Origin of the sequence: Streptomyces sp. NPDC058457, from assembly GCF_042720695.1 — a bacterium.
Taxonomy (GTDB): domain Bacteria; phylum Actinomycetota; class Actinomycetes; order Streptomycetales; family Streptomycetaceae; genus Streptomyces.
In genome coordinates this window covers 116,219-135,850 of record NZ_JBHXLU010000013.1, presented here as the reverse complement: position 1 = coordinate 135,850, position 19,632 = coordinate 116,219, and the positions used below count along the sequence as shown (strand labels likewise).

15 protein-coding genes and 2 tRNA genes are annotated in these 19,632 nt (G+C 69.4%); 3 read left to right on the top strand and 14 right to left on the bottom strand.

Annotated features, from left to right (window positions below):
* Positions 1 to 115 precede the first annotated feature (115 nt).
* From mreD to ACFWPS_RS14015, 8 genes are all read right to left on the bottom strand, one after another.
* A complete protein-coding gene (mreD, locus tag ACFWPS_RS14050; RefSeq protein WP_383704524.1) occupies positions 116 to 793 on the bottom strand; it encodes a rod shape-determining protein MreD in 678 nt (225 codons plus the stop codon).
* A 14-nt stretch (positions 794 to 807) separates the two neighbouring features.
* Positions 808 to 1,761, bottom strand: coding sequence for a rod shape-determining protein MreC (gene mreC, locus ACFWPS_RS14045; RefSeq protein ID WP_383704522.1), 954 nt, complete (start codon positions 1,759 to 1,761; stop codon positions 808 to 810).
* A gap of 201 nt (positions 1,762 to 1,962) precedes the next feature.
* Positions 1,963 to 2,982, bottom strand: a complete 1,020-nt coding sequence (locus ACFWPS_RS14040; protein ID WP_046734341.1) for a rod shape-determining protein — start codon at positions 2,980 to 2,982, stop codon at positions 1,963 to 1,965.
* 329 nt (positions 2,983 to 3,311) lie between these two features.
* On the bottom strand, positions 3,312 to 3,725 hold the full coding sequence (gene ndk, locus ACFWPS_RS14035; RefSeq protein ID WP_383704519.1) for a nucleoside-diphosphate kinase: 414 nt from the start codon (positions 3,723 to 3,725) through the stop codon (positions 3,312 to 3,314).
* A gap of 338 nt (positions 3,726 to 4,063) precedes the next feature.
* Positions 4,064 to 4,420, bottom strand: a complete 357-nt coding sequence (locus ACFWPS_RS14030) for a DUF4233 domain-containing protein (protein ID WP_383704517.1) — start codon at positions 4,418 to 4,420, stop codon at positions 4,064 to 4,066.
* A 2-nt stretch (positions 4,421 to 4,422) separates the two neighbouring features.
* Positions 4,423 to 5,904 (bottom strand): bifunctional folylpolyglutamate synthase/dihydrofolate synthase, encoded by a 1,482-nt coding sequence (locus ACFWPS_RS14025; protein WP_383704592.1) that lies wholly within the window; start codon positions 5,902 to 5,904, stop codon positions 4,423 to 4,425.
* A gap of 61 nt (positions 5,905 to 5,965) precedes the next feature.
* A complete protein-coding gene (locus ACFWPS_RS14020; RefSeq protein ID WP_383704515.1) occupies positions 5,966 to 8,464 on the bottom strand; it encodes a SpoIIE family protein phosphatase in 2,499 nt (832 codons plus the stop codon).
* A 141-nt stretch (positions 8,465 to 8,605) separates the two neighbouring features.
* Positions 8,606 to 11,236 carry a valine--tRNA ligase gene (locus ACFWPS_RS14015; protein ID WP_383704513.1) on the bottom strand — a complete coding sequence of 877 codons (2,631 nt, stop codon included), beginning with the start codon at positions 11,234 to 11,236 and terminating at the stop codon, positions 8,606 to 8,608.
* 137 nt (positions 11,237 to 11,373) lie between these two features.
* Between ACFWPS_RS14015 and ACFWPS_RS14010 the strand changes: the two genes are divergently transcribed.
* Positions 11,374 to 12,351 carry a hypothetical protein gene (locus tag ACFWPS_RS14010; RefSeq protein ID WP_383704511.1) on the top strand — a complete coding sequence of 326 codons (978 nt, stop codon included), beginning with the start codon at positions 11,374 to 11,376 and terminating at the stop codon, positions 12,349 to 12,351.
* Between the two features lie 158 nt (positions 12,352 to 12,509).
* Here the strand turns inward: ACFWPS_RS14010 and clpX are convergent, their stop codons facing one another.
* The 5 genes from clpX to ACFWPS_RS13985 all read right to left on the bottom strand — a co-directional run bounded on the left by clpX (position 12,510) and on the right by ACFWPS_RS13985 (position 17,359).
* Positions 12,510 to 13,796 (bottom strand): ATP-dependent Clp protease ATP-binding subunit ClpX, encoded by a 1,287-nt coding sequence (clpX, locus tag ACFWPS_RS14005; protein WP_093503035.1) that lies wholly within the window; start codon positions 13,794 to 13,796, stop codon positions 12,510 to 12,512.
* A gap of 189 nt (positions 13,797 to 13,985) precedes the next feature.
* Entirely contained in the window at positions 13,986 to 14,651 is a 666-nt protein-coding gene (locus tag ACFWPS_RS14000) for an ATP-dependent Clp protease proteolytic subunit (protein WP_383704509.1), read from the bottom strand.
* A 67-nt stretch (positions 14,652 to 14,718) separates the two neighbouring features.
* The gene (locus ACFWPS_RS13995; protein WP_383704590.1) at positions 14,719 to 15,327 is read right to left on the bottom strand and encodes an ATP-dependent Clp protease proteolytic subunit; all 609 of its coding nucleotides are present in this window, start codon (positions 15,325 to 15,327) and stop codon (positions 14,719 to 14,721) included.
* Between the two features lie 372 nt (positions 15,328 to 15,699).
* Complete coding sequence (gene tig, locus ACFWPS_RS13990) at positions 15,700 to 17,094, bottom strand: trigger factor (RefSeq protein ID WP_383704507.1); 1,395 nt, start codon at positions 17,092 to 17,094, stop codon at positions 15,700 to 15,702.
* Between the two features lie 188 nt (positions 17,095 to 17,282).
* Positions 17,283 to 17,359 (bottom strand) — tRNA-Pro (locus ACFWPS_RS13985).
* A gap of 163 nt (positions 17,360 to 17,522) precedes the next feature.
* Here ACFWPS_RS13985 and ACFWPS_RS13980 point away from each other — a divergent pair.
* Positions 17,523 to 17,593, top strand: a tRNA-Gly gene (locus ACFWPS_RS13980).
* A gap of 180 nt (positions 17,594 to 17,773) precedes the next feature.
* On the opposite strand, the gene ACFWPS_RS13975 is transcribed toward ACFWPS_RS13980, so the two are convergent.
* The gene (locus ACFWPS_RS13975; protein WP_089107496.1) at positions 17,774 to 17,968 is read right to left on the bottom strand and encodes a hypothetical protein; all 195 of its coding nucleotides are present in this window, start codon (positions 17,966 to 17,968) and stop codon (positions 17,774 to 17,776) included.
* A gap of 460 nt (positions 17,969 to 18,428) precedes the next feature.
* Between ACFWPS_RS13975 and ACFWPS_RS13970 the strand changes: the two genes are divergently transcribed.
* Complete coding sequence (locus tag ACFWPS_RS13970; protein WP_383704505.1) at positions 18,429 to 19,619, top strand: acyltransferase family protein; 1,191 nt, start codon at positions 18,429 to 18,431, stop codon at positions 19,617 to 19,619.
* Positions 19,620 to 19,632: the final 13 nt, after the last annotated feature.

Genomic DNA, 19,632 nt, shown 5'->3' with positions numbered 1-19,632 from the left:
TGGGCTGCCTCCCCCTCTCCCTGCACAAAGGCGCGTGCGCGTACGAATGATGAACGATGGACCTGTGAGGCCACGTTCCGCCCCGGTGCACTCGTTCGGGTGAACTCCCCCGCGTTCACAGACGCTTGACCCCCTTGATGCGGCCGACGCGGACGGTGCGGGTGCGGGCCCTGGCCTTCAGGCCGCCGAGGCCGCCGCGCTGGCCGCCGATGCGCATTCCGGTCCCGGAGGAGATCCAGCCGGAGGAGATGTCGCCCGCCTTGCCGCCGGAGTTGGCCTCCGTGAGCGGGTCGCCGTCCGCACGGCGGGCCAGGGCCATGACCCCGGGGACCACGAACGGGGCGAGCAGCAGGTCGTACAGGGCGGCCGTGATCAGCAGGCTGGTCATGCCCACGTGCCGGGCCGCGGTGTCGCCGACGAGGGCGCCGACGCCCGCGTAGAGCAGGGTGGAGCCGACGGCGGCGGCGACCACGACGAGCATCGGGCCGGTCGCGGACTTCAGGCGGCCGTTCTCCGGCTTGATGAGGCCGGCGAAGTAGCCGACGACGCACAGCACCAGGGCGTAGCGGCCGGCCGCGTGGTCGGCGGGCGGGGCGAGGTCGGCGAGGAGTCCGGCGCCGAAGCCGACGAGGGCGCCGCCCACATGGCCGTACACCATGGCGAGGCCGAGGACGGTGAGCAGCATGAGGTCGGGGACGGCGCCCGGCAGGTGCAGGCGGGCGAGGACGCTCACCTGGATCACCAGGGCGACGACGACCAGGGCGGAGGAGAGCAGGATCCTGTTGACACGCATGGGGGATTCAGCTCCTACTGCTGCTGGCCGGTGGTGTCGGTGCCGTTCGCGCTCGCGTCGGCGGACGGGGTGACCGTGACGGTCACCGTCGGGGTCGGGGTCGGCCTGGGCTTGGCCGGGAGCACCTCGTCGCGCGGGTCCTTCTTCGGTGCCTCGACGACCACGCCGACGATGTCGAGCTTGGTGAAGGACACGAACGGCGTGACGTACAGGGTGCGGGTGAGGCCGCCGTTGGACGGGTCGACACTGGAGACCGTGCCGACCGGGACACCGGGCACGAACGGCTTGTCGCCCTGGGAGCCGAAGGTGACGAGCCGGTCGCCCTTCTTCACCTCGGCCTTGCTGTCGAGGAGTTCGACGCGCAGCGGGCGGTCGCCCTGGCCGGAGGCGAAGCCGAGTTCGTCGCTGCCCTCCATGCGGGTGCCGACGGTGAAGTCGGGGTCGTTGGCGAGCAGCACGGTGGAGGCGTCCGGGCCGACCGTGGTCACGCGGCCGACCAGGCCGTTGCCGTTGAGGACGGTCATGTCCCGTTTGATGCCGTCGTTGTAGCCGACGTCGATGGTGACGGTCCAGGAGAAGCCCTGCGCCGACCCTATGGCGATGACCTGGGCGCCCTTGATGCCGTACTGGCCTTCGGCGGCGACGTTGAGCATCTTCTCGAGCTGGCCCAGGCGGCTGCGGTTGCGGTCGTCGCTGCCGAGCTTCGCCTTGAGGGTCGCGTTCTGCTTCTCCAGCCGGGCCAGCCGGTCGTGCCGTTCGCCGGAGTCCCGGACGGCGGAGACGGCGTTTCCGACCGGGTCCACCACCGTCGACATGCCGTTCTCGATCGGGCCGAAGACCGCGGCCGCGGCCTGCCGGGCGCCGTCCACCGGGGAGTTCCTGCCACCTCGGATGTCCACCGTGATCAGCGCGAACGCGATGGCGATCAGCAGCACCAGGAGCAGCCGGCTCTCTTTCGTGTCCCTCACGTGCGGCGGCCGTGCCTTCCTCAATAGGAACTTGCGGGAGCTTGTTCTGAAAGCTTGTGGAGCGTGGGGGGGGACTTGTCGTGGAGCGTGGGGGGGGTGGGGGTGTGGGGCGGAGCTCGCTTTGTGTGAGCTTATGCCTCCATATCAACGATCCGCCGCACGAGAGGGGATCATCTCGTACGGCGGAATCGAAGAGTTACGTCATCTGCGCGGCTGGGCGTCCAGGACCTGCTGGAGCGCCTCGAACTCCTCGACGCACTTGCCGGAGCCGAGCGCCACGCTGTCCAGCGGGTCCTCGGCGATGTGGATCGGCATGCCGGTCTCCCGGCGCAGCCGCTCGTCCAGACCGCGCAGCAGGGCTCCGCCGCCGGTCAGAACGATTCCCCTGTCCATGATGTCGCCGGACAGCTCCGGCGGGCACTTGTCGAGCGTCGTCTTGACGGCGTCGACGATGGCGTTGACGGGCTCCTCGATCGCCTTGCGGACCTCGGCGGCCGAGATGACCACGGTCTTGGGCAGGCCGGACACCAGGTCCCGGCCGCGGATCTCGGTGTGCTCGTCGGAGTCGAGTTCGTACGCCGAACCGATCGTGATCTTGATCTGCTCGGCCGTCCGCTCACCGAGGAGGAGGCTGTACTCCTTCTTGATGTGCTGGATGATCGCGTTGTCCAGTTCGTCGCCCGCGACGCGGATCGACTGGGCGGTGACGATGCCGCCGAGCGAGATGACCGCGACCTCCGTGGTGCCGCCGCCGATGTCCACCACCATGTTGCCCGTGGCCTCGTGGACCGGCAGGCCGGAGCCGATGGCGGCGGCCATGGGCTCCTCGATGATGTGCACCTGGCGGGCACCGGCCTGCGACGACGCCTCGATGACGGCACGGCGCTCGACACCCGTGATACCGGAGGGCACACACACGACGACACGCGGACGGGCCAGATACCGCCGCTTGTGGATCTTCAGGATGAAGTAGCGGAGCATCCGCTCGGTGATCTCGAAGTCGGCGATCACGCCGTCCTTCAGCGGGCGTACGGCGACGATGTTGCCGGGCGTGCGCCCGATCATCTTCTTCGCCTCCGCGCCGACCGCCAGAATTCCACCGGTGTTCGTATTGATCGCGACAACGGACGGCTCGTTGAGTACGATCCCGCGACCCCTGACGTACACCAGCGTGTTGGCGGTCCCGAGGTCGACAGCCATGTCACGGCCAATGAACGACATTGAGTTCCCCATCAGGATTCGTCTGGCCTTCCCGGGAGCTTTTGAGGGCATTTCAGGTCGGCGAAGTAGGTGCTGTGACGTGAAGGCTTCCATCGTAGACGCGCCTGCACGAACACTGCGCGAGGGTCTTCGCCATTGTCATCACGTGCGTCGCCGCCTCGCTTGTGGAGACGGGCCGACGGGGGCACTCGTTCCCCCGATCGGCACGCATATGCCGAGGGACGGCCGAAATCGTTCGGCCGTCCCAGGTCATGCAGCTCAATGGGCTGACGCCTCGTCAAAAACTTCCACGGAAACTCCGTACAGGCCCGTCGCGGGACCCGGAAGGCCTAGGCGCGGCCCGGGAAGAAGATCTTGACCTCGCGCTCGGCGGACTCCTCCGAGTCGGACGCGTGGATCAGGTTCTCGCGGACGATCACGCCGAAGTCGCCGCGGATGGAGCCGGGCGCGGCGGCGATCGGGTCGGTGGGGCCGGCCAACGCGCGGATGCCCTCGATGACGCGCTCGCCCTCCACGATCAGGGCGACGACCGGACCGGAGGCCATGAACTCGACCAGCGGCTCGTAGAACGGCTTGCCGACGTGCTCGGCGTAGTGCTGCTCCAGCGTGGCACGCTCCAGGGTGCGCAGCTCCAGCGCGGTGATCTGCCAGCCGGCCTTGCGCTCGACACGGCTGATGATCTCGCCGGTCAGGCCCCGACGGACGGCGTCGGGCTTGAGCAGGACGAGGGTGCGCTGGGTCACTGGAGGACTCCTTCGGGTACTGGCAGGTGCGGTGGGGAGAGGCTACAGGGCTGGTCTGAGCGTGCGTTACGCAGTGTGCGGGTCAGCTGGTGCGGCCGCCTTCGGCGGGCTGCCGCCCCCGACCCCCCGCTTCGGCCTGAACGGCCTCGTCCTCAAACGCCGGACGGGCTGGAGAGTGGGGGTACAGGCCGCCGCTCGTCCGCACACACCGGACAGGCTGGAGGGGGGTACAGACCGGCTCCTCGTCCGCACACCCTGGACGGGCTGGAGGGAGTGCGGACCCGGCCCCGTCCTCGGACGCCGGACGGGCTGGTAGGGGCGCGGACCGGCCTTCGTCGTCAAGCGCCGGTCGGGCTGTCCTGGGTGCTCTGTGCCGCGAAGCGGGCTTTCGCCTCGTCGATCTTCTTTCCGTAGTGCACCGACGCCCACCACAGGCCCGCGAAGACCGCGCCCAGGAAGTACATCGTCGGGACGAAGATCCCGGACGCGATCAGGGCGATCTGCAGGGCCCAGCCGAGGGTCACGCCGCCGGGGCGGGTGATCACCCCGCACAGGGCCACGCAGAGGAACATCGCGATGCCGCTGACCAGCCACACCGTGGAGGTGGACAGGTCGGCGTCCTTCATGGCGACCAGGGCGGCGAAGCCGATGACGAAGAACTCTCCGATGAGGGTGGAGGAGCAGAGCGTGCGCATGGTCAGCCCCTCCCTAGGAGCAGTCGGGCCTCGCCCACGGTGATGACGGAGCCGGTGATCAGCACCCCGCCGCCGGCGAACTCGCCCTCCTCCTCGGCCAGGGTGATCGCGGCCTCCAGGGCGTCGGGCAGCCGCGGCTCGACCTGGACACGGTCCTCGCCGAACACCTCGACGGCGATCGCGGCCAGCTCGTCGGCGTCCATCGCGCGGTGGCTGGAGTTCTGGGTGACCACGACCTCGGCGAAGATCGGCTCGAAGGCCTCCAGGAGGCCCCGGACGTTCTTGTCGCCGCTGGCCCCGACCACGCCGATCAGCCTGCTGAAGTCGAAGGCCTCGCCGACGGCCTCGGCGGTGGCGCGGGCCCCGGCGGGGTTGTGGGCGGCGTCGAGGACGACGGTGGGAGAGCGCCGTACGACTTCGAGGCGGCCGGGGGACGAGACCGCCGCGAAGGCCTTGCGGACCGTGTCGATGGCGAGGGACTCGGGGCGCTGCGAGCCGACCCCGAAGAACGCCTCCACCGCGGCGAGCGCGACGGCCGCGTTGTGGGCCTGGTAGGGGCCGTGCAGGGGGAGGTAGACCTCCTCGTACTCGCCGCCGAGGCCGCGCAGGGTGAGCAGCTGGCCGCCGACGGCGACCTGGCGGGCGACGACGCCGAACTCGAGGCCCTCGCGGGCGACGGTGGCGTCGACCTCGACGGCCTTCTTGAGGAGTACCTGCGCCGCGTCGACCGGCTGCTGGGCCAGGATCACGGTGGCGTCCTGCTTGATGATCCCGGACTTCTCGCCTGCGATCTCCGCGGTGGTCCCGCCGAGCCGGTCGGTGTGGTCGAGGTCGATGGGGGTGACGACGGCGACGTCACCGTCGATGACGTTGGTGGCGTCCCAGCTGCCGCCCATGCCGACCTCGACGACGGCGACGTCGACCGGGGCGTCCGCGAAGGCCGCGTACGCCATGCCGGTGAGCACCTCGAAGAAGGAGAGCCGGTACTCCTGCCGGGAGTCGACCATCTCGACGTAGGGCTTGATGTCGTTGTACGTCTCGATGAACCGCTCGGCGGAGATCGGGGCGCCGTCCAGGCTGATGCGCTCGGTGATCGACTGCACGTGCGGGCTGGTGTAGCGGCCGGTACGGAGGTCGAAGGCGCCGAGCAGGGCCTCGATCATGCGGGCGGTGGAGGTCTTGCCGTTGGTGCCGGTGATGTGGATCGAGGGGTACGACCGCTGGGGCTCGCCCAGCACGTCCATGAGGGCGGCGATCCTGGTGACCGACGGCTCCAGCTTGGTCTCGCCCCAGCGGGTGGCGAGCTCCACCTCCACCTCGCGCAGGGCCCGGTCGACCTCGGGGTCCTCGGGACGGCCCGGGACGTCGCCCTGCTGCGGGCCGCCCCGGGTACGGAGGGTCCGGCTGCCGGCCTCGATCACCGCGAGATCGGGGTCGCGGGACCCCGCCGCGTCAGCGGCTGATGTCTCGGTGGCCGCGACGATGTCGTCGAAGTCGTCTTCGAAGTTCTCGTCGAAGCGCTCATGGGGGTCGTGCGGTGGCAGATCACTCACGGCACCAGTCTACGGAGCCCGGCGGACGCGTGGTCGCGCCGGCCGCCGGGAGCGCCTGCTCGCACCAGATCGTCTTGCCGACGGAGGTCTGCCGGGTCCCCCACCGCTGGGTGAGCTGGGCCACCAGCAGCAGGCCCCGGCCGCCCTCGTCGAAGACCCGGGCCCGCCGCAGGTGCGGGGCGGTGCTGCTGCCGTCGGAGACCTCGCAGATCAGCCTGCTGGTGTCGCGGATGAGCCGCAGCTGGATCGGGGAGCCGCCGTAGCGGATGGCGTTCGTGACGAGTTCGCTGACCACCAGTTCGGTGGTGAACGACAGTTCGTCCAGCTTCCAGGCGCCGAGCTGCCCGGTGCTCAGGGTCCGGGCCATGGCGACGTGCTCGGGGTCCGCGGGAACCTCCCAGGAGGCCACCTGGTCGCAGGGCAGGGCGCGGGTGCGGGCGAGCAGCAGGGTGACGTCGTCGGCGGGTTCGCAGGTGCGCAGCGCGGTCACCACCCGGTCGCAGGCCTCCTCCAGCGACTCCCCGTCGCCGGGCGCAGCCAGCGCGCCGCGGAGCCGTTCGAGGCCGTGGCTCAGGTCGAGGCTGCGGGAGTGCACCAGGCCGTTGCTGAACAGCGCGAGGGTGGTGCCCGCGGTGAGGTCCAGGTCGGTGGTCTCGAACGGCAGCCCGCCGAGCCCGAGCGGCGGGCCGGCCTGGCCGGGGGCCGGCTCCACCAGCCCCTGGGGAGTGATCACGAAGGGCAGCGGATGGCCCGCGCTGGCGAGGGAGCAGCGCCGCGAGATCGGGTCGTAGACGGCGTACAGGCAGGTCGAACCCACCTCACCGGCCTGTTCCCCGGCGCCGTCGTCGAGGTGCACGACCAGGTCGTCCAGGTGGGTGAGGAGTTCGTCGGGGGGCAGGTCGACGTCGGCGAGGGTGCGGACCGCCGTGCGCAGCCGGCCCATGGTGGCGGAGGCCTGGATGCCGTGGCCGACGACGTCCCCGACGACCAGGGCCACCCGGGTGCCCGACAGCGGGATCACGTCGAACCAGTCGCCGCCGACTCCGGCCCGGGTGCCGGTGGGGAGGTAGCGGTAGGCGAAGTCGACGCTCGGGCAGTCGGGCAGCACGTGCGGCAGCAGGCTGCGCTGGAGCGCCAGCGCGGTCTCGCGCTCCCGGGTGTAGCGCCGTGCGTTGTCGATGGCGGTCGCGGCCTTCGCGGCGAGTTCCTCAGCGTCGGACAGGTCGTCCTTCTCGAACGGCGGGGAGTCCCGGGTGCGCCAGAAGACGATCACCCCCATCAGGACGCCCTGTGCCGACAGCGGCGCGGTGATCAGCGAGCTCAGGCCGTAGTCGAGGAGCAGGTCCGTGCGCGGCGCGTCGGGAAACCTCGCCCTCCGGGTGACCTGCAGATCGACTACGAGGGCCGCCCCGGTGCCGGTGTGCCAGGTGGCTGCCGGCGGCGGGTCCACGGCGATCAGGGCACCGACCGGATCCAGCGGCGAGTCGTCGCGGACGCCGCCCCGGGCCACCCGCCGCAGGACGGTCTCGGCGGCCGTCGGCTCCCCGCCCAGCAGCACGGCCTCCTCCAGGTCGACGGTGACGAAGTCGGCGAACCGGGGGACGGCCACCCGCACCAGCTCGTCGGCGGTCCGTTCCACGTCGAGGGTGTTGCCGACGGCGGTACCGGCGTCGTAGAGCAGCCTCAGCCGCCGGTGGCTCTTCTCCAGCGAGCCGGCCATGGTGTTGAACGCCGTCTCCAGCTGGCCGATCTCGCGGCGCCCGGAGCGCGGCACCCGTGCGCCCAGGTCGCCGGCGGCGAGCCGGGTCGCGAAGCGGGCCATCCTGCGCACCGGCCAGACGATCACCCGGGTCACGTAGGCGCCGTAGGCGACGATCAGGAGGACGGCCACGCCGACGCCGGCGGACGCGGCGATCGTCAGCGTGCGCATCCGGCCCTCCAGCGCGTTCTCGCGCTGGTCGATCGAGGCGCGCTCGGCCTTGAGGTAGCGGGAGAACTGGTCCCGGAGCCCGTCGAGCCGCTGTTTGCCCTCCAGCGTCCGCGCCGTGCTGCTCGCGTCGGGGTCGCCGCGCCGGGCCTCGGCCACGAGCGGGACCGAGTAGTCGTCGACGAAGGACTGGCCGGCCCGCTGTATCTGCCGGGCGAGCTGCCGCTGCGCAGGGGACGTGCTGAGGTCCACGAGCCGCTGTGCCTGCGCGGGGAACGCGGTCCGGGCCGCCTGCCAGGGCTTGAGGAACTCGTCCTGCCGGGTGATGACGTAGCTGCGCTGACCGCCCTCCATGTCGAAGACGGTCCCCTGGACCACCCCGACCTGCGTCAGGGCCGGCCGGCCGCTGCGGGCGGAGAGCAGGGAGTGCCGCGCGTCCTGGATCGCCAGCACCAGCATCAGGAAGACGAGGCCCATCAGCACGGCGAGCAGGCCGCCCGCGACCGCCGTCAGGGGGACCAGCCCCCGGTGCGGAGGTGTCCTCGTTCGGCCCCTGCGCTGCATGTGGGCGTTCCCTCCGCCACAAAGCCAAAACGGAACATTAAGGTCATGTTCCTACTTTTGGATTGTAGGGCGGGACCCTGAACGCAGGCGTCCGGCAGCCCCGCGGGAAGGGACTGCCGGACGCCTGCGGGGACGCTTCGGCTACGCCTGCGGAAGGCGGTCCAGCTGGGCCTGGATGCGCGCGATGTCCTCGTCGGCCTTGGCGAGCCGCGTGCGGATCTTCTCCACCACGTTGTCCGGGGCCTTCGCCAGGAACGCCTCGTTGCCCAGCTTGCCCGTCGCCTGGGCCTTCTCCTTCTCGGCGGCCGCGAGGTCCTTGGCGAGGCGCTTGCGCTCCGCCGCCACGTCGATGGTGCCGGAGAGGTCCAGGGCGACCGTGGCGCCGCCCACCGGGAGGGTGGCCGTCGCCGCGAAGGCGTCGCCCTCCGGCTGGAGGCGCAGCAGCTGGCGGATGGCCGCCTCGTGCGGGGCGAGGGCCGTGCCGTCCAGGGTGAGGCGGGCCGGGACCCGCTGGCCGGGCTGCAGGCCCTGGTCGGCGCGGAAGCGGCGGACCTCGGTGATGACGGACTGGAGGGTCTCGATCTCCTTCTCCGCCGCCCGGTCCCGGAAGCCGCTGTCGGACGGCCAGTCGGCGATCACGACCGACTCGCCGCCGGTCAGCGTCGTCCACAGGGTGTCCGTGACGAACGGGACGACCGGGTGGAGCAGCTTCAGGGTGACGTCGAGGACCTCGCCCAGGACGCGCTGGGAGACCTCGGCGCCGCGGCCGCCCGCCTGGAACGTGGTCTTCGACAGCTCGACGTACCAGTCGAAGACCTCGTCCCACGCGAAGTGGTAGAGGGAGTCGGAGAGCTTCGCGAACTGGAAGTCGTCGTAGAACGCGTCGACTTCGGCGACCGTCTTGTTGAGGCGGGAGAGGATCCAGCGGTCCGTCGCCGACATCTCGGCCGGGGCCGGGAGCGGGCCCTCGACGGTCGCACCGTTCATCAGGGCGAAGCGGGTCGCGTTCCAGATCTTGTTGGCGAAGTTCCGGGACGCCTGGACCCAGTCCTCGCCGATCGGGACGTCGGTGCCGGGGTTGGCGCCGCGGGCCAGGGTGAAGCGGACGGCGTCGGAGCCGTACTGGTTCATCCAGTCGAGCGGGTCGACGGCCGTGCCCGAGGACTTCGACATCTTCTTGCCGAACTGGTCGCGGACCAGACCGGTCAGGGCGATGGTCCTGAAGGGGACCTCGCCGTCCATCGCATAGAGGCCGAACATCATCATCCGGGCGACCCAGAAGAAGATGATGTCGTGGCCCGTGAGCAGGACGTCGGTCGGGTAGAACTTCTCGAGATCCGGGGTCTGTTCGGGCCAGCCGAGGGTCGAGAAGGGCCACAGGCCGGAGGAGAACCAGGTGTCCAGGACGTCGGGGTCCTGGGTCCAGCCCTCCGCCTCGGTGCCGGGCGGCTCCTCGTCGGGGCCGACGCAGACGACCTCGCCGTCGGGGCCGTACCAGACCGGGATCCGGTGGCCCCACCACAGCTGGCGCGAGATGCACCAGTCGTGCATGTTGTCGACCCAGTCGAAGTAGCGCTTCGACATGTCGGCGGGGTGGATGGTGACCCGGCCGTCGCGGACCGCGTCGCCCGCCGCCTGGGCCAGCGGGCCGACCTTGACCCACCACTGCATGGACAGGCGCGGCTCGATGGTGGTCTGGCAGCGCGAGCAGTGGCCGACGCTGTGGACGTACGGCCGCTTCTCGGCGACGATCCGGCCCTGCGAACGCAGCGCCGCGACGATCGCGGAGCGCGCCTCGAAGCGGTCGAGGCCCTCGAAGGGACCGTGGACCGTGATGATCGCGCGCTCGTCCATCACCGTGATGGACTCCAGGCCGTGGCGCTGGCCGATCGCGAAGTCGTTCGGGTCGTGGGCCGGGGTGACCTTGACGGCACCCGTGCCGAACTCGGGGTCGACGTGCGTGTCCGCGACGACGGGGATGGTGCGGTCGGTCAGCGGCAGCTTGATGCGCTTGCCGATCAGGTGCCGGTACCGCTCGTCGTCCGGGTGGACGGCGACCGCCGTGTCACCGAGCATCGTCTCCGCGCGGGTCGTCGCGACGACGAGCGTCTCGTCCCCCTCGCCGTACTTGATGGAGACCAGCTCGCCGTCGTCCTCCTGGTACTCCACCTCGATGTCCGAGATGGCCGTCAGACAGCGCGGGCACCAGTTGATGATGCGCTCGGCGCGGTAGATCAGCTCGTCGTCGAAGAGCTTCTTGAAGATGGTCTGGACGGCCTTGGACAGGCCCTCGTCCATGGTGAAGCGCTCGCGGTCCCAGTCGACGCCGTCGCCGAGCCGGCGCATCTGGCCGAGGATCTTGCCGCCGTACTCCTCCTTCCACTGCCAGACGCGCTCGACGAACTCCTCGCGGCCGAGGTCGTGACGGGACTTGCCCTCCTCGGCGAGCTGCTGCTCGACCTTGTTCTGGGTGGCGATGCCGGCGTGGTCCATGCCGGGCAGCCACAGCGACTCGAAGCCCTGCATGCGCTTACGACGGGTCAGCGCGTCCATCAGCGTGTGCTGGAAGGCGTGGCCCAGGTGCAGGGAGCCGGTGACGTTGGGCGGGGGGATGACGATGGTGTACGCGGGCTTGTCGCTCTTGGCGTCGGCCGCGAAGTAACCGCGCTCTACCCAGCGCTCGTACAGCGGCCCCTCTACGTCGGCCGGCGCGTACTGGGTCGGCAGTTCGGTGCTGGGCGCTGTGGGCTGCTGCTGAGCATTCTCGGTCACGGGGCTCAGTTTAGAGGTGTCCCGGCGCTGTCCCGAAACGCGTTTGTTCTGTAACGGTGGGCACCCCTGTGCCATGAGTTCCCTGTGGCTGAGCCAGGATGTCAGGAACACATAAGCATCTGGAGGGGAACCCAGAGATGAGCTACAACCAGCCGGGCCCGTACGGCGGGCCGCCGCCGCAGCAGCCGGGACCGTACGGGCAGCAGCCGGGTCCGTACGGCCAGCCGCCGCAGGCGCCCCAGCCCGGCTACGGCTACCCGCAGCAGGCTCCGCCGGCGGCCCCGCCGCAGCCGGGGCCCTACGGGCAGCAGCCGCCGCAGCCGGGCTACGGCTACCCGCAGCAGGGCGTTCCCCCGCAGCCGAACCCGTACGGCCAGCAGCAGCCGCCCTACGGCCAGCCCCCCTACGGCGTTCCGCAGCCGCCGGCTCCGGGCGGCGGGAAGAAGAAGACCGGGCTGGTCATCGGGGCGGTGGCGGTGGTGGCGGCGATAGGCGTCGGGGCGTACTTCGTGCTCGGCGGGAGCGGATCCGGCGCGCTGAAGGACGACGGACCGCACAAGCTCACCGCGCCGGCCTCGCTGCTGTCCGGCAAGTACAAGCGGTACGGCGACTCCTCGGAGGAGAAGGCGAGTTCGAGCGACGCGAAGGACCTCGCCAAGGCCGGTGTCACCGACGCCACCTCGGTCGGCGCGTTCTACTCGACCATCGACCTGAGCTCGCTCGACACCACCGACCCGACGAGCGTGGCCAAGGCGCAGACCGCCGAGAACTTCACCTTCTTCGGCGTCTACGGCTCGGTGAAGGACCCGCAGGCGGCGCTGGACACCACCTTCGCCCAGATGAAGGCGAACAGCGGCTCCGACGGCGACGTGAAGCTGGTCGGCGACGCGCAGTCCGTCTCGCCCGCCGGTCTGGACGGCGCGGTGATGAAGTGCCAGCAGGCTACGGGCAAGAGCCAGCTCACCGGCAAGGACCAGACGGCGTACATGTGCATCTGGGCGGACTACAGCACCATCGGCATCGTGGAGCCCACGGCGGGTGTGAAGACGTACACCCTGGACGAGTCGGCGAAGATCGCGGCCGATGTGCGGGGTGCGGTGCGCGTCGCCAAGTAGCCACCGCCGGCACACGTGACAGCGGCACACGCGAAAGCGGCACACGCGAAAGCGGCACACGCGAAAGCGGCACACGCGAAAGCGGCACACGCGAAAGCGGCACACGCGAAAGCGCCGGGCTCCTCCGAGGAGGGCCCGGCGCTTCGGTGTTGAGGGGGTTACGCCGACTTCTGCTCCCCCGCGCCCCGGCCGCGCGCGTCGCGCGGGATCAGGGTCGGGTTGACGTTGGAGTGGACGACGTCGGCCGTGATGACGACACGGGCCACGTCCTTGCGGGACGGGACCTCGTACATCACCGACATGAGGACCTCTTCCATGATGGCGCGCAGGCCTCGCGCACCGGTCTGGCGGAGGATGGCCTGGTCGGCGATGGCCTCCAGGGCCTCGCGCTCGAAGTCCAGCTCCACGCCGTCGAGTTCGAAGAGGCGCTGGTACTGCTTGACGAGCGCGTTGCGCGGCTCGATGAGGATCTGGAGCAGGGCCTCGCGGTCCAGGTTGTGGACCGAGGTGATGACCGGGAGGCGGCCGATGAACTCCGGGATCATGCCGAACTTGACCAGGTCCTCGGGCATGACGTCCTCGAACTGGTCCTTGGACTGCAGCTCCCGCTTGGAGCGGATCGTCGCGCCGAAGCCGATGCCCTTGGCGCCCGCCCGGGACTCGATGATCTTCTCCAGGCCTGCGAACGCACCGCCCACGATGAACAGCACGTTCGTCGTGTCGATCTGGATGAACTCCTGGTGCGGGTGCTTGCGGCCGCCCTGCGGCGGGACGGAGGCCGTGGTGCCTTCGAGGATCTTGAGAAGGGCCTGCTGCACACCCTCGCCGGAGACGTCTCGCGTGATCGAAGGATTTTCGCTCTTACGGGCTACCTTGTCGATCTCGTCGATGTAGATGATCCCGGTCTCGGCCTTCTTGACGTCGTAGTCCGCGGCCTGGATCAGCTTGAGGAGGATGTTCTCCACGTCCTCGCCCACGTAGCCGGCCTCCGTCAGCGCGGTGGCGTCGGCGATCGCGAACGGGACGTTGAGCATGCGGGCCAGGGTCTGCGCGAGGAGCGTCTTGCCGGAGCCCGTGGGGCCCAGCAGCAGGATGTTGGACTTCGCCAACTCGATGGCGTCGTCGCGGCCCTGGGCGCCGCCGTTCTCGCCGGCCTGGACCCGCTTGTAGTGGTTGTACACCGCGACCGAGAGGGCCTTCTTGGCGGGCTCCTGGCCCACCACGTAGCCCTCCAGGAACTCGTAGATCTCGCGGGGCTTGGGGAGTTCCTCCCAGCGCACCTCGCTCGTCTCGGCGAGCTCCTCCTCGATGATCTCGTTGCAGAGATCGATGCACTCGTCGCAGATGTACACACCGGGCCCTGCGATGAGCTTCTTGACCTGCTTCTGGCTCTTGCCGCAGAACGAGCACTTGAGCAGATCGCCGCCGTCACCGATGCGTGCCACGGTGTGCTTCCCCTTCGCCTGGGAGACGCCTGGACTCTTTCGAATCCAGCGGCTCCTGGTGCTGCCTTATGTCGACGGTACCTTGCCGGGCCCCCCGTACGGGCCCCCCTTGGCACGGTTCACTTTGACGTGCACCTTGCCGTGCGCACGGTCAAACCGGGCCAAGGGCGGCAGAGACTACATCCTCTGTCAGCGGACGTCAGCGTTGTTCATCTTCCGGGTGGAGATGATCTGGTCCACGATGCCGTACTCGAGCGCTTCCTCGGCCGTGAGGATCTTGTCGCGCTCGATGTCCTCGCGGACCTTCTCGATCGGCCGCTTGGAGTGCTTGGCCAGCATGTCCTCCAGCTGCTCACGCATCCGCGTGAACTCGTTGGCGATGATCTCCAGGTCGGAGAGCTGGCCGCGGCCGGTGGAACCGGCCGGCTGGTGGATCAGCACACGGGAGTTCGGCAGCGCCATGCGCTTGCCGGGCGTGCCGGCGGCCAGCAGGATCGCAGCGGCGGAGGCCGCCTGGCCCATGCAGACCGTCTGGATGTCGGGCTTCACGAACTGCATCGTGTCGTAGATCGCCGTGAGGGCGGTCATGTCGCCGCCCGGGCTGTTGATGTAGATCGAGATGTCCCGGTCGGGGTCCATCGACTCCAGGCACAGCAGCTGCGCCATGACGTCGTTGGCGGAGGCGTCGTCGATCTGGACGCCGAGGAAGATCACGCGCTCCTCGAAGAGCTTCGCGTACGGGTCGTACTCGCGGATGCCCTGGGAGGTGCGCTCGACGAAGCGCGGGATGACGTAGCGGGCGTCGGGCCGGGGCCCGTCGTAGCGGGCGTCAGCGGCGCCGGGGATGTTGCTCATGAGGGTGTTCACCGTCCTGGTGGCGTTCGGGGGGCTGGAGTCTCGGCGGAGCGTGGCGTGGCCGGGCTCAGGAGGCGCCGGTGCCGCCGCCTCCCGGAACACCGGAGGCATGCGTGATGATCCCGTCAATGAGACCGTACTCCTTGGCCTCCTCCGGGGTGAACCAGCGGTCGCGGTCGCCGTCGCGGACGATCGTCTCGACGGTCTGGCCGGAGTGCAGGGCGGTCAGCTCGGACATGGTCTTCTTGGTACGCAGCAGGTACTGGGCCTGGATCTTGATGTCCGAGACCGTACCGCCCAGGCCCGCGGAGCCCTGGTGCATCATGATGTCCGTGTGCGGCAGGGCGAAGCGCTTGCCCGCGGTGCCGCCGGTGAGCAGGAACTGCCCCATCGAGGCCGCCATGCCCATGGCGATGGTGACCACGTCGTTCGGGATGAACTGCATGGTGTCGTAGATCGCCATACCGGCCGTCACCGAGCCGCCGGGACTGTTGATGTAGAGGAAGATGTCCTTGTTGGGCTCGGCCGCGAGCAGCAGCAGCTGCGCGGTGATCTTGTTGGCGATGTCGTCGTCCACCTGCTGGCCCAGGAAGATGATCCGCTCGCCGAGCAGCCGGTTGTAGACCTGGTCGCCGAGGCCGCCACCGATAGAAGGCTCGCCGGCGGCGGAGGGCATCAGATTCGTCACGTATCCACCTGCTCGTCTTACGACGGCGCCGGGCCGTCTCACGTTTCCGTAGCCGGGGGCTTGGCTGCCCTCGTACTCATGGACCCTAACGCGATGGTCCCTTCGGGGAATCCCGGTAACAGGGCTGTTCGCCGGGGGCGTAGCGCGGTTGCCTCCGGCGGAAGGGCCGCTGTCAACCCGCCGTGACCGCGCCGGGGGGGGGTGGGCGCGTGCGGCGCCGTCGTGGCTTGTCGCGCAGTTCCCCGCGCCCCCAGGCGGCGGCTGCGCCGCCTTCGGGGGCGCTACCCCCCGGGCGTACGACAAAGGGGCCCCCGGGATGGTCCCAGGAGCCCCTGTACGCCGTTACGGGCGGCCTAGGGCTCAGCCCTCGGTCTTCTCCTCGGCGGGCTCGTCCGTGGCCTCGGCGGCGGCCTCAGGGGCCTCCGTCCCGGTCTCGTCCTCGTCCTCGTCGTCCAGGTCGACGATCTCGCCGTTGGTGTCCTTCACCGTGGCGGCCTCGACCACGACGGCCAGGGCCTTGCCGCGGGCGACCTCGCCGACCAGGAGCGGGACCTGACCGCCCTCGACGACGGCCTGGGCGAACTGGTCGGGGGACATGCCGGAGGAGGCCGCGCGCCGCATGAGGTGCTCGGTGAGCTCCTCCTGGTTGACGTTCAGCTTCTCGACCTTGACCAGCTCGTCGAGGACGAACTGGGTCTTGATGCCCTTGACCGCGGCTTCCTTGGTCTCGGCCTCGAACTCCTCGGCGGTCTTGCCCTGGATCTCGAGGTACTTCTCCAGGTCGAGGCCCATCTGGCCGAGCTGGTGGTGCTCCAGGTTGTGCTTGCGGGTGTTGATCTCGTCCTCGAGCAGCTTCTCGGGGACCGGCACCTCGACGAGCTCCAGGAGCTTCTCCAGGACGCGCTCCTGGGCCTGCGTGGCCTGGTCGTACGTCTTCATGTTGGCGAGGCGCTTGCGGCTGTCGGCCTTCAGCTCGTCCAGGGTGTCGAACTCCGAGGCGAGCTGCGCGAACTCGTCGTCCAGCTCGGGGAGTTCGCGGGCGGCGACCTGGGAGACCTTGACGGTGACCTCGGCCTCACGGCCGGCCGCGGAGCCGCCCTTGAGCTCGGAGGTGAAGGTGGCCTCGCCACCGGCCTCCAGGCCCTTCACGGCGTCGTCGATGCCGTCGAGGAGCTCGCCGGAGCCGATGGTGTACGAGACACCGCTCGCGATGCCGTCCTCCAGGACCTCGCCGTCGACCTTGGCCTCCAGGTCGATGGTGACGACGTCGCCGTCCTCGGCCGCACGCTCCACCGGGGAGGTGGAGGCGAAGCGCTCGCGGAGCTGTTCGACCGACTTCTCGACGTCCTCGTCGCTGACCTCGACGGCGTCTACCTCGACCTCGATGCCCGAGTAGTCGGGGATCTCGAGGGCCGGGCGGACGTCGACCTCGGCGGTGAAGTTCAGCGTCTCGCCGTCCTTCAGCTCGGTGATGTCGACGTCGGGCTGGCCCAACGGGTTCAGCTCGGCCTCGTTGACCGCTTCGGTGTAGAACTTCGGAAGCGCGTCGTTGACCGCCTCCTCCAGGACCGCACCGCGGCCGAACCGCTGGTCGATGACGCGGGCCGGGATCTTGCCCTTGCGGAAGCCCTTCACCGTGACCTGCTGGTTGATCTTCTTGTACGCCGCGTCGAGGCTGTCCTTGAGCTCCTCGAAGGGCACCTCGACAGTGAGCCGAACCCGAGTCGGGTTCAGGGTCTCCACGGCGCTCTTCACGGTTCGGTCTCCTTGTGGCTGACTTCTTGGGTTCTGCCGGCGCCAGAGGGGCCCGGCGGAGTTTCGCCGCCCGGAGGAGTTCGTAGGCCGCCGTACTAGGGAGCCGGGACACACGGGCGCGCAGCTTGCATAGTAACCGCAGCGGCTCAGGGCCCCAAAAGGCGATCAAGACGGACGCCGTCAGGTGGTGGTCGGGGTGGCGGGATTTGAACCCACGGCCTTCCGCTCCCAAAGCGGACGCGCTACCAAGCTGCGCCACACCCCGTTTCGGTGCGACACGTAGGGTACATGCCCGGGCCGCCTGCGTCGGCCGCTTTGTTCACCCGCATCGGCACGACATCCGCGCAGACCAACACGTTGGCCTACGCGCGGGACGACCCGCTACGATGCCTTCAGTGCCGCGGTCACCGACCTGCGGCGCGCGTTGTGCGGGCGTAGCTCAATGGTAGAGCCCTAGTCTTCCAAACTAGCTACGCGGGTTCGATTCCCGTCGCCCGCTCTTGACGGTCAGGGCCAGGTCGGAGGATGTCTCCTCCGACCTGGCCCTGTTCGTTTTCGCGGGGCGCGTGGTGCCCGAGCCGCCACCCGTGAGACCACCCGATCCGGTGACGTCACGGGCCGTGGCGCCGGGGCGCGGTGCTGGGTGTCACCGGGCAGGGTGCGGCATGGGCGGCCGTACTCAGAAGTTGATCGAATTTATGGTCTGGGCCAGCGAGTCGAGGAAGCGCTGGATGGAGGGGGCCATCCCGGTCGACGCGAGGAAGAAGCCGAAGAGGACGGCGACGATGGCGGGTCCCGCCTTGATGTTCCCCCCTCTCATCATCACCACAAGGATGATCGCCAACAGCAAAACCACAGACAGTGAAATGGCCACAACTGATCACACCCTCGGTCGGTCCGCTCTCCGGCCCTGGGGTACGGCCCCGCACCCCCGCCAGATCCATCGTGCCACCAACCCGGCCGCACTATGCGGTTCGTGACACAACGTCGACAATGCACCGCGCACCGACAACCGCCCGCATCGCATTTCGAGGGCCCACCCGCCCCTGGGCCCAAGGCAATTGACGGACATGGTTTCGATGTCCACACAACATGCGCGCAGCCAATTCGAATTATTGACACAGACACGGCAAGGCAAGGCCACCTGCGGACGTTATGCACTAATTAGCAGGGATTAATGCGGACATCACGGGTGTAAGTGCCGCATGGAACTGCATAGGGACAGGCATCGACTTCGGTAAATTGGCCATCCGTCCACAGGCCGTCTTCGGTGATTACCAGGATTCACATCGGTGGTTTTACGAAATCCCACAGGCGACGCTAGGGTGCCTCAGATGTTTGACGCCGCCACGTCCCCCGGCCAGAACCGAACACCACGTCCCCCGGCCCGGCCGCCGGCGGGCGGAGAGCGCGACGCGTTCTTCGACAACGCCAAGTACCTGGCCGTCGCGCTCGTCGCGATGGGTCACTCATGGGAGCCGTTGAAGGGCGACAGCCGCGTCCTGGAGGCGGTGTACTGCGTCGTGTACGCCTTCCACATGCCGGCGTTCATCATCGTCTCCGGCTACTTCTCCCGGAACTTCGACATGCGCCCGGACCGGCTGAAGCGGCTGGTCACCGGGGTCGTCGTGCCCTATGTCCTGTTCGAGACGGCCTACTCGTTCTTCGAGCGCTTCGTGGTCGGCTCCTCCGGCCAGGACATCAGCCTGCTCGACCCCTGGTACCTGACCTGGTTCCTGTGCGCGCTGTTCGTCTGGCGCCTGACCACGCCCCTGTGGAGGGCGGTCCGCCGTCCCCTTCCGGTCGCCTTCGGCATCGCGATGCTGGCGTCCGTGTCCCCGTCCATCGGCGACGACCTCGACCTCCAGCGGGTCCTGCAGTTCCTGCCGTACTTCGTGCTCGGCCTGTGCCTGCGGCCCGAGCACTTCCGGCTGGTGCGCCGGTGGCCGGTACGGATCGCCGCGGTGCCGGTGTTCGCGGTCGCGCTGGCGTTCTCCTGGTGGTCGGTGCCGCGGATGAACACCGCGTGGTTCTACCACCGGGACTCCGCGCAGGAGCTGGGTGCGCCGTGGTGGTGCGGGCCGGTGATGGTGCTCGCCATGTTCGGCTGCTCGATGCTGCTGACGGCCGGGTTCTTCTCCTGGGTACCGGGGCGGCGGACGTGGTTCACGGCGCTGGGCGCGGGCACGCTGTACGGCTACCTCCTGCACGGCTTCGTCGTGAAGTACGGCGTCCACGCGGGCTGGTTCGACCCGGAGTGGCTGCACCGGCCGCTCGGCGAGATCCTCGTCACCACGCTCGCGGGCGCCTGCGTGACACTGCTCTGCACCCGGCCCGTGCAGCGGGTGTTCCGGTTCGCCATGGAGCCGAGGATGGAGTGGGCGTTCCGACGGGACGCGGCGGAACTGGCCCGGGAACGGGAACGGGAACGGGAACGGGAACGGGAACGGGAACGGGAACGGGAACGGGAACGGGAACGGCAGCGGGAGCGGGGGCCGCGGAGCCGGGAGATGGCCAACGTGTGACGCCGCGGGTTCC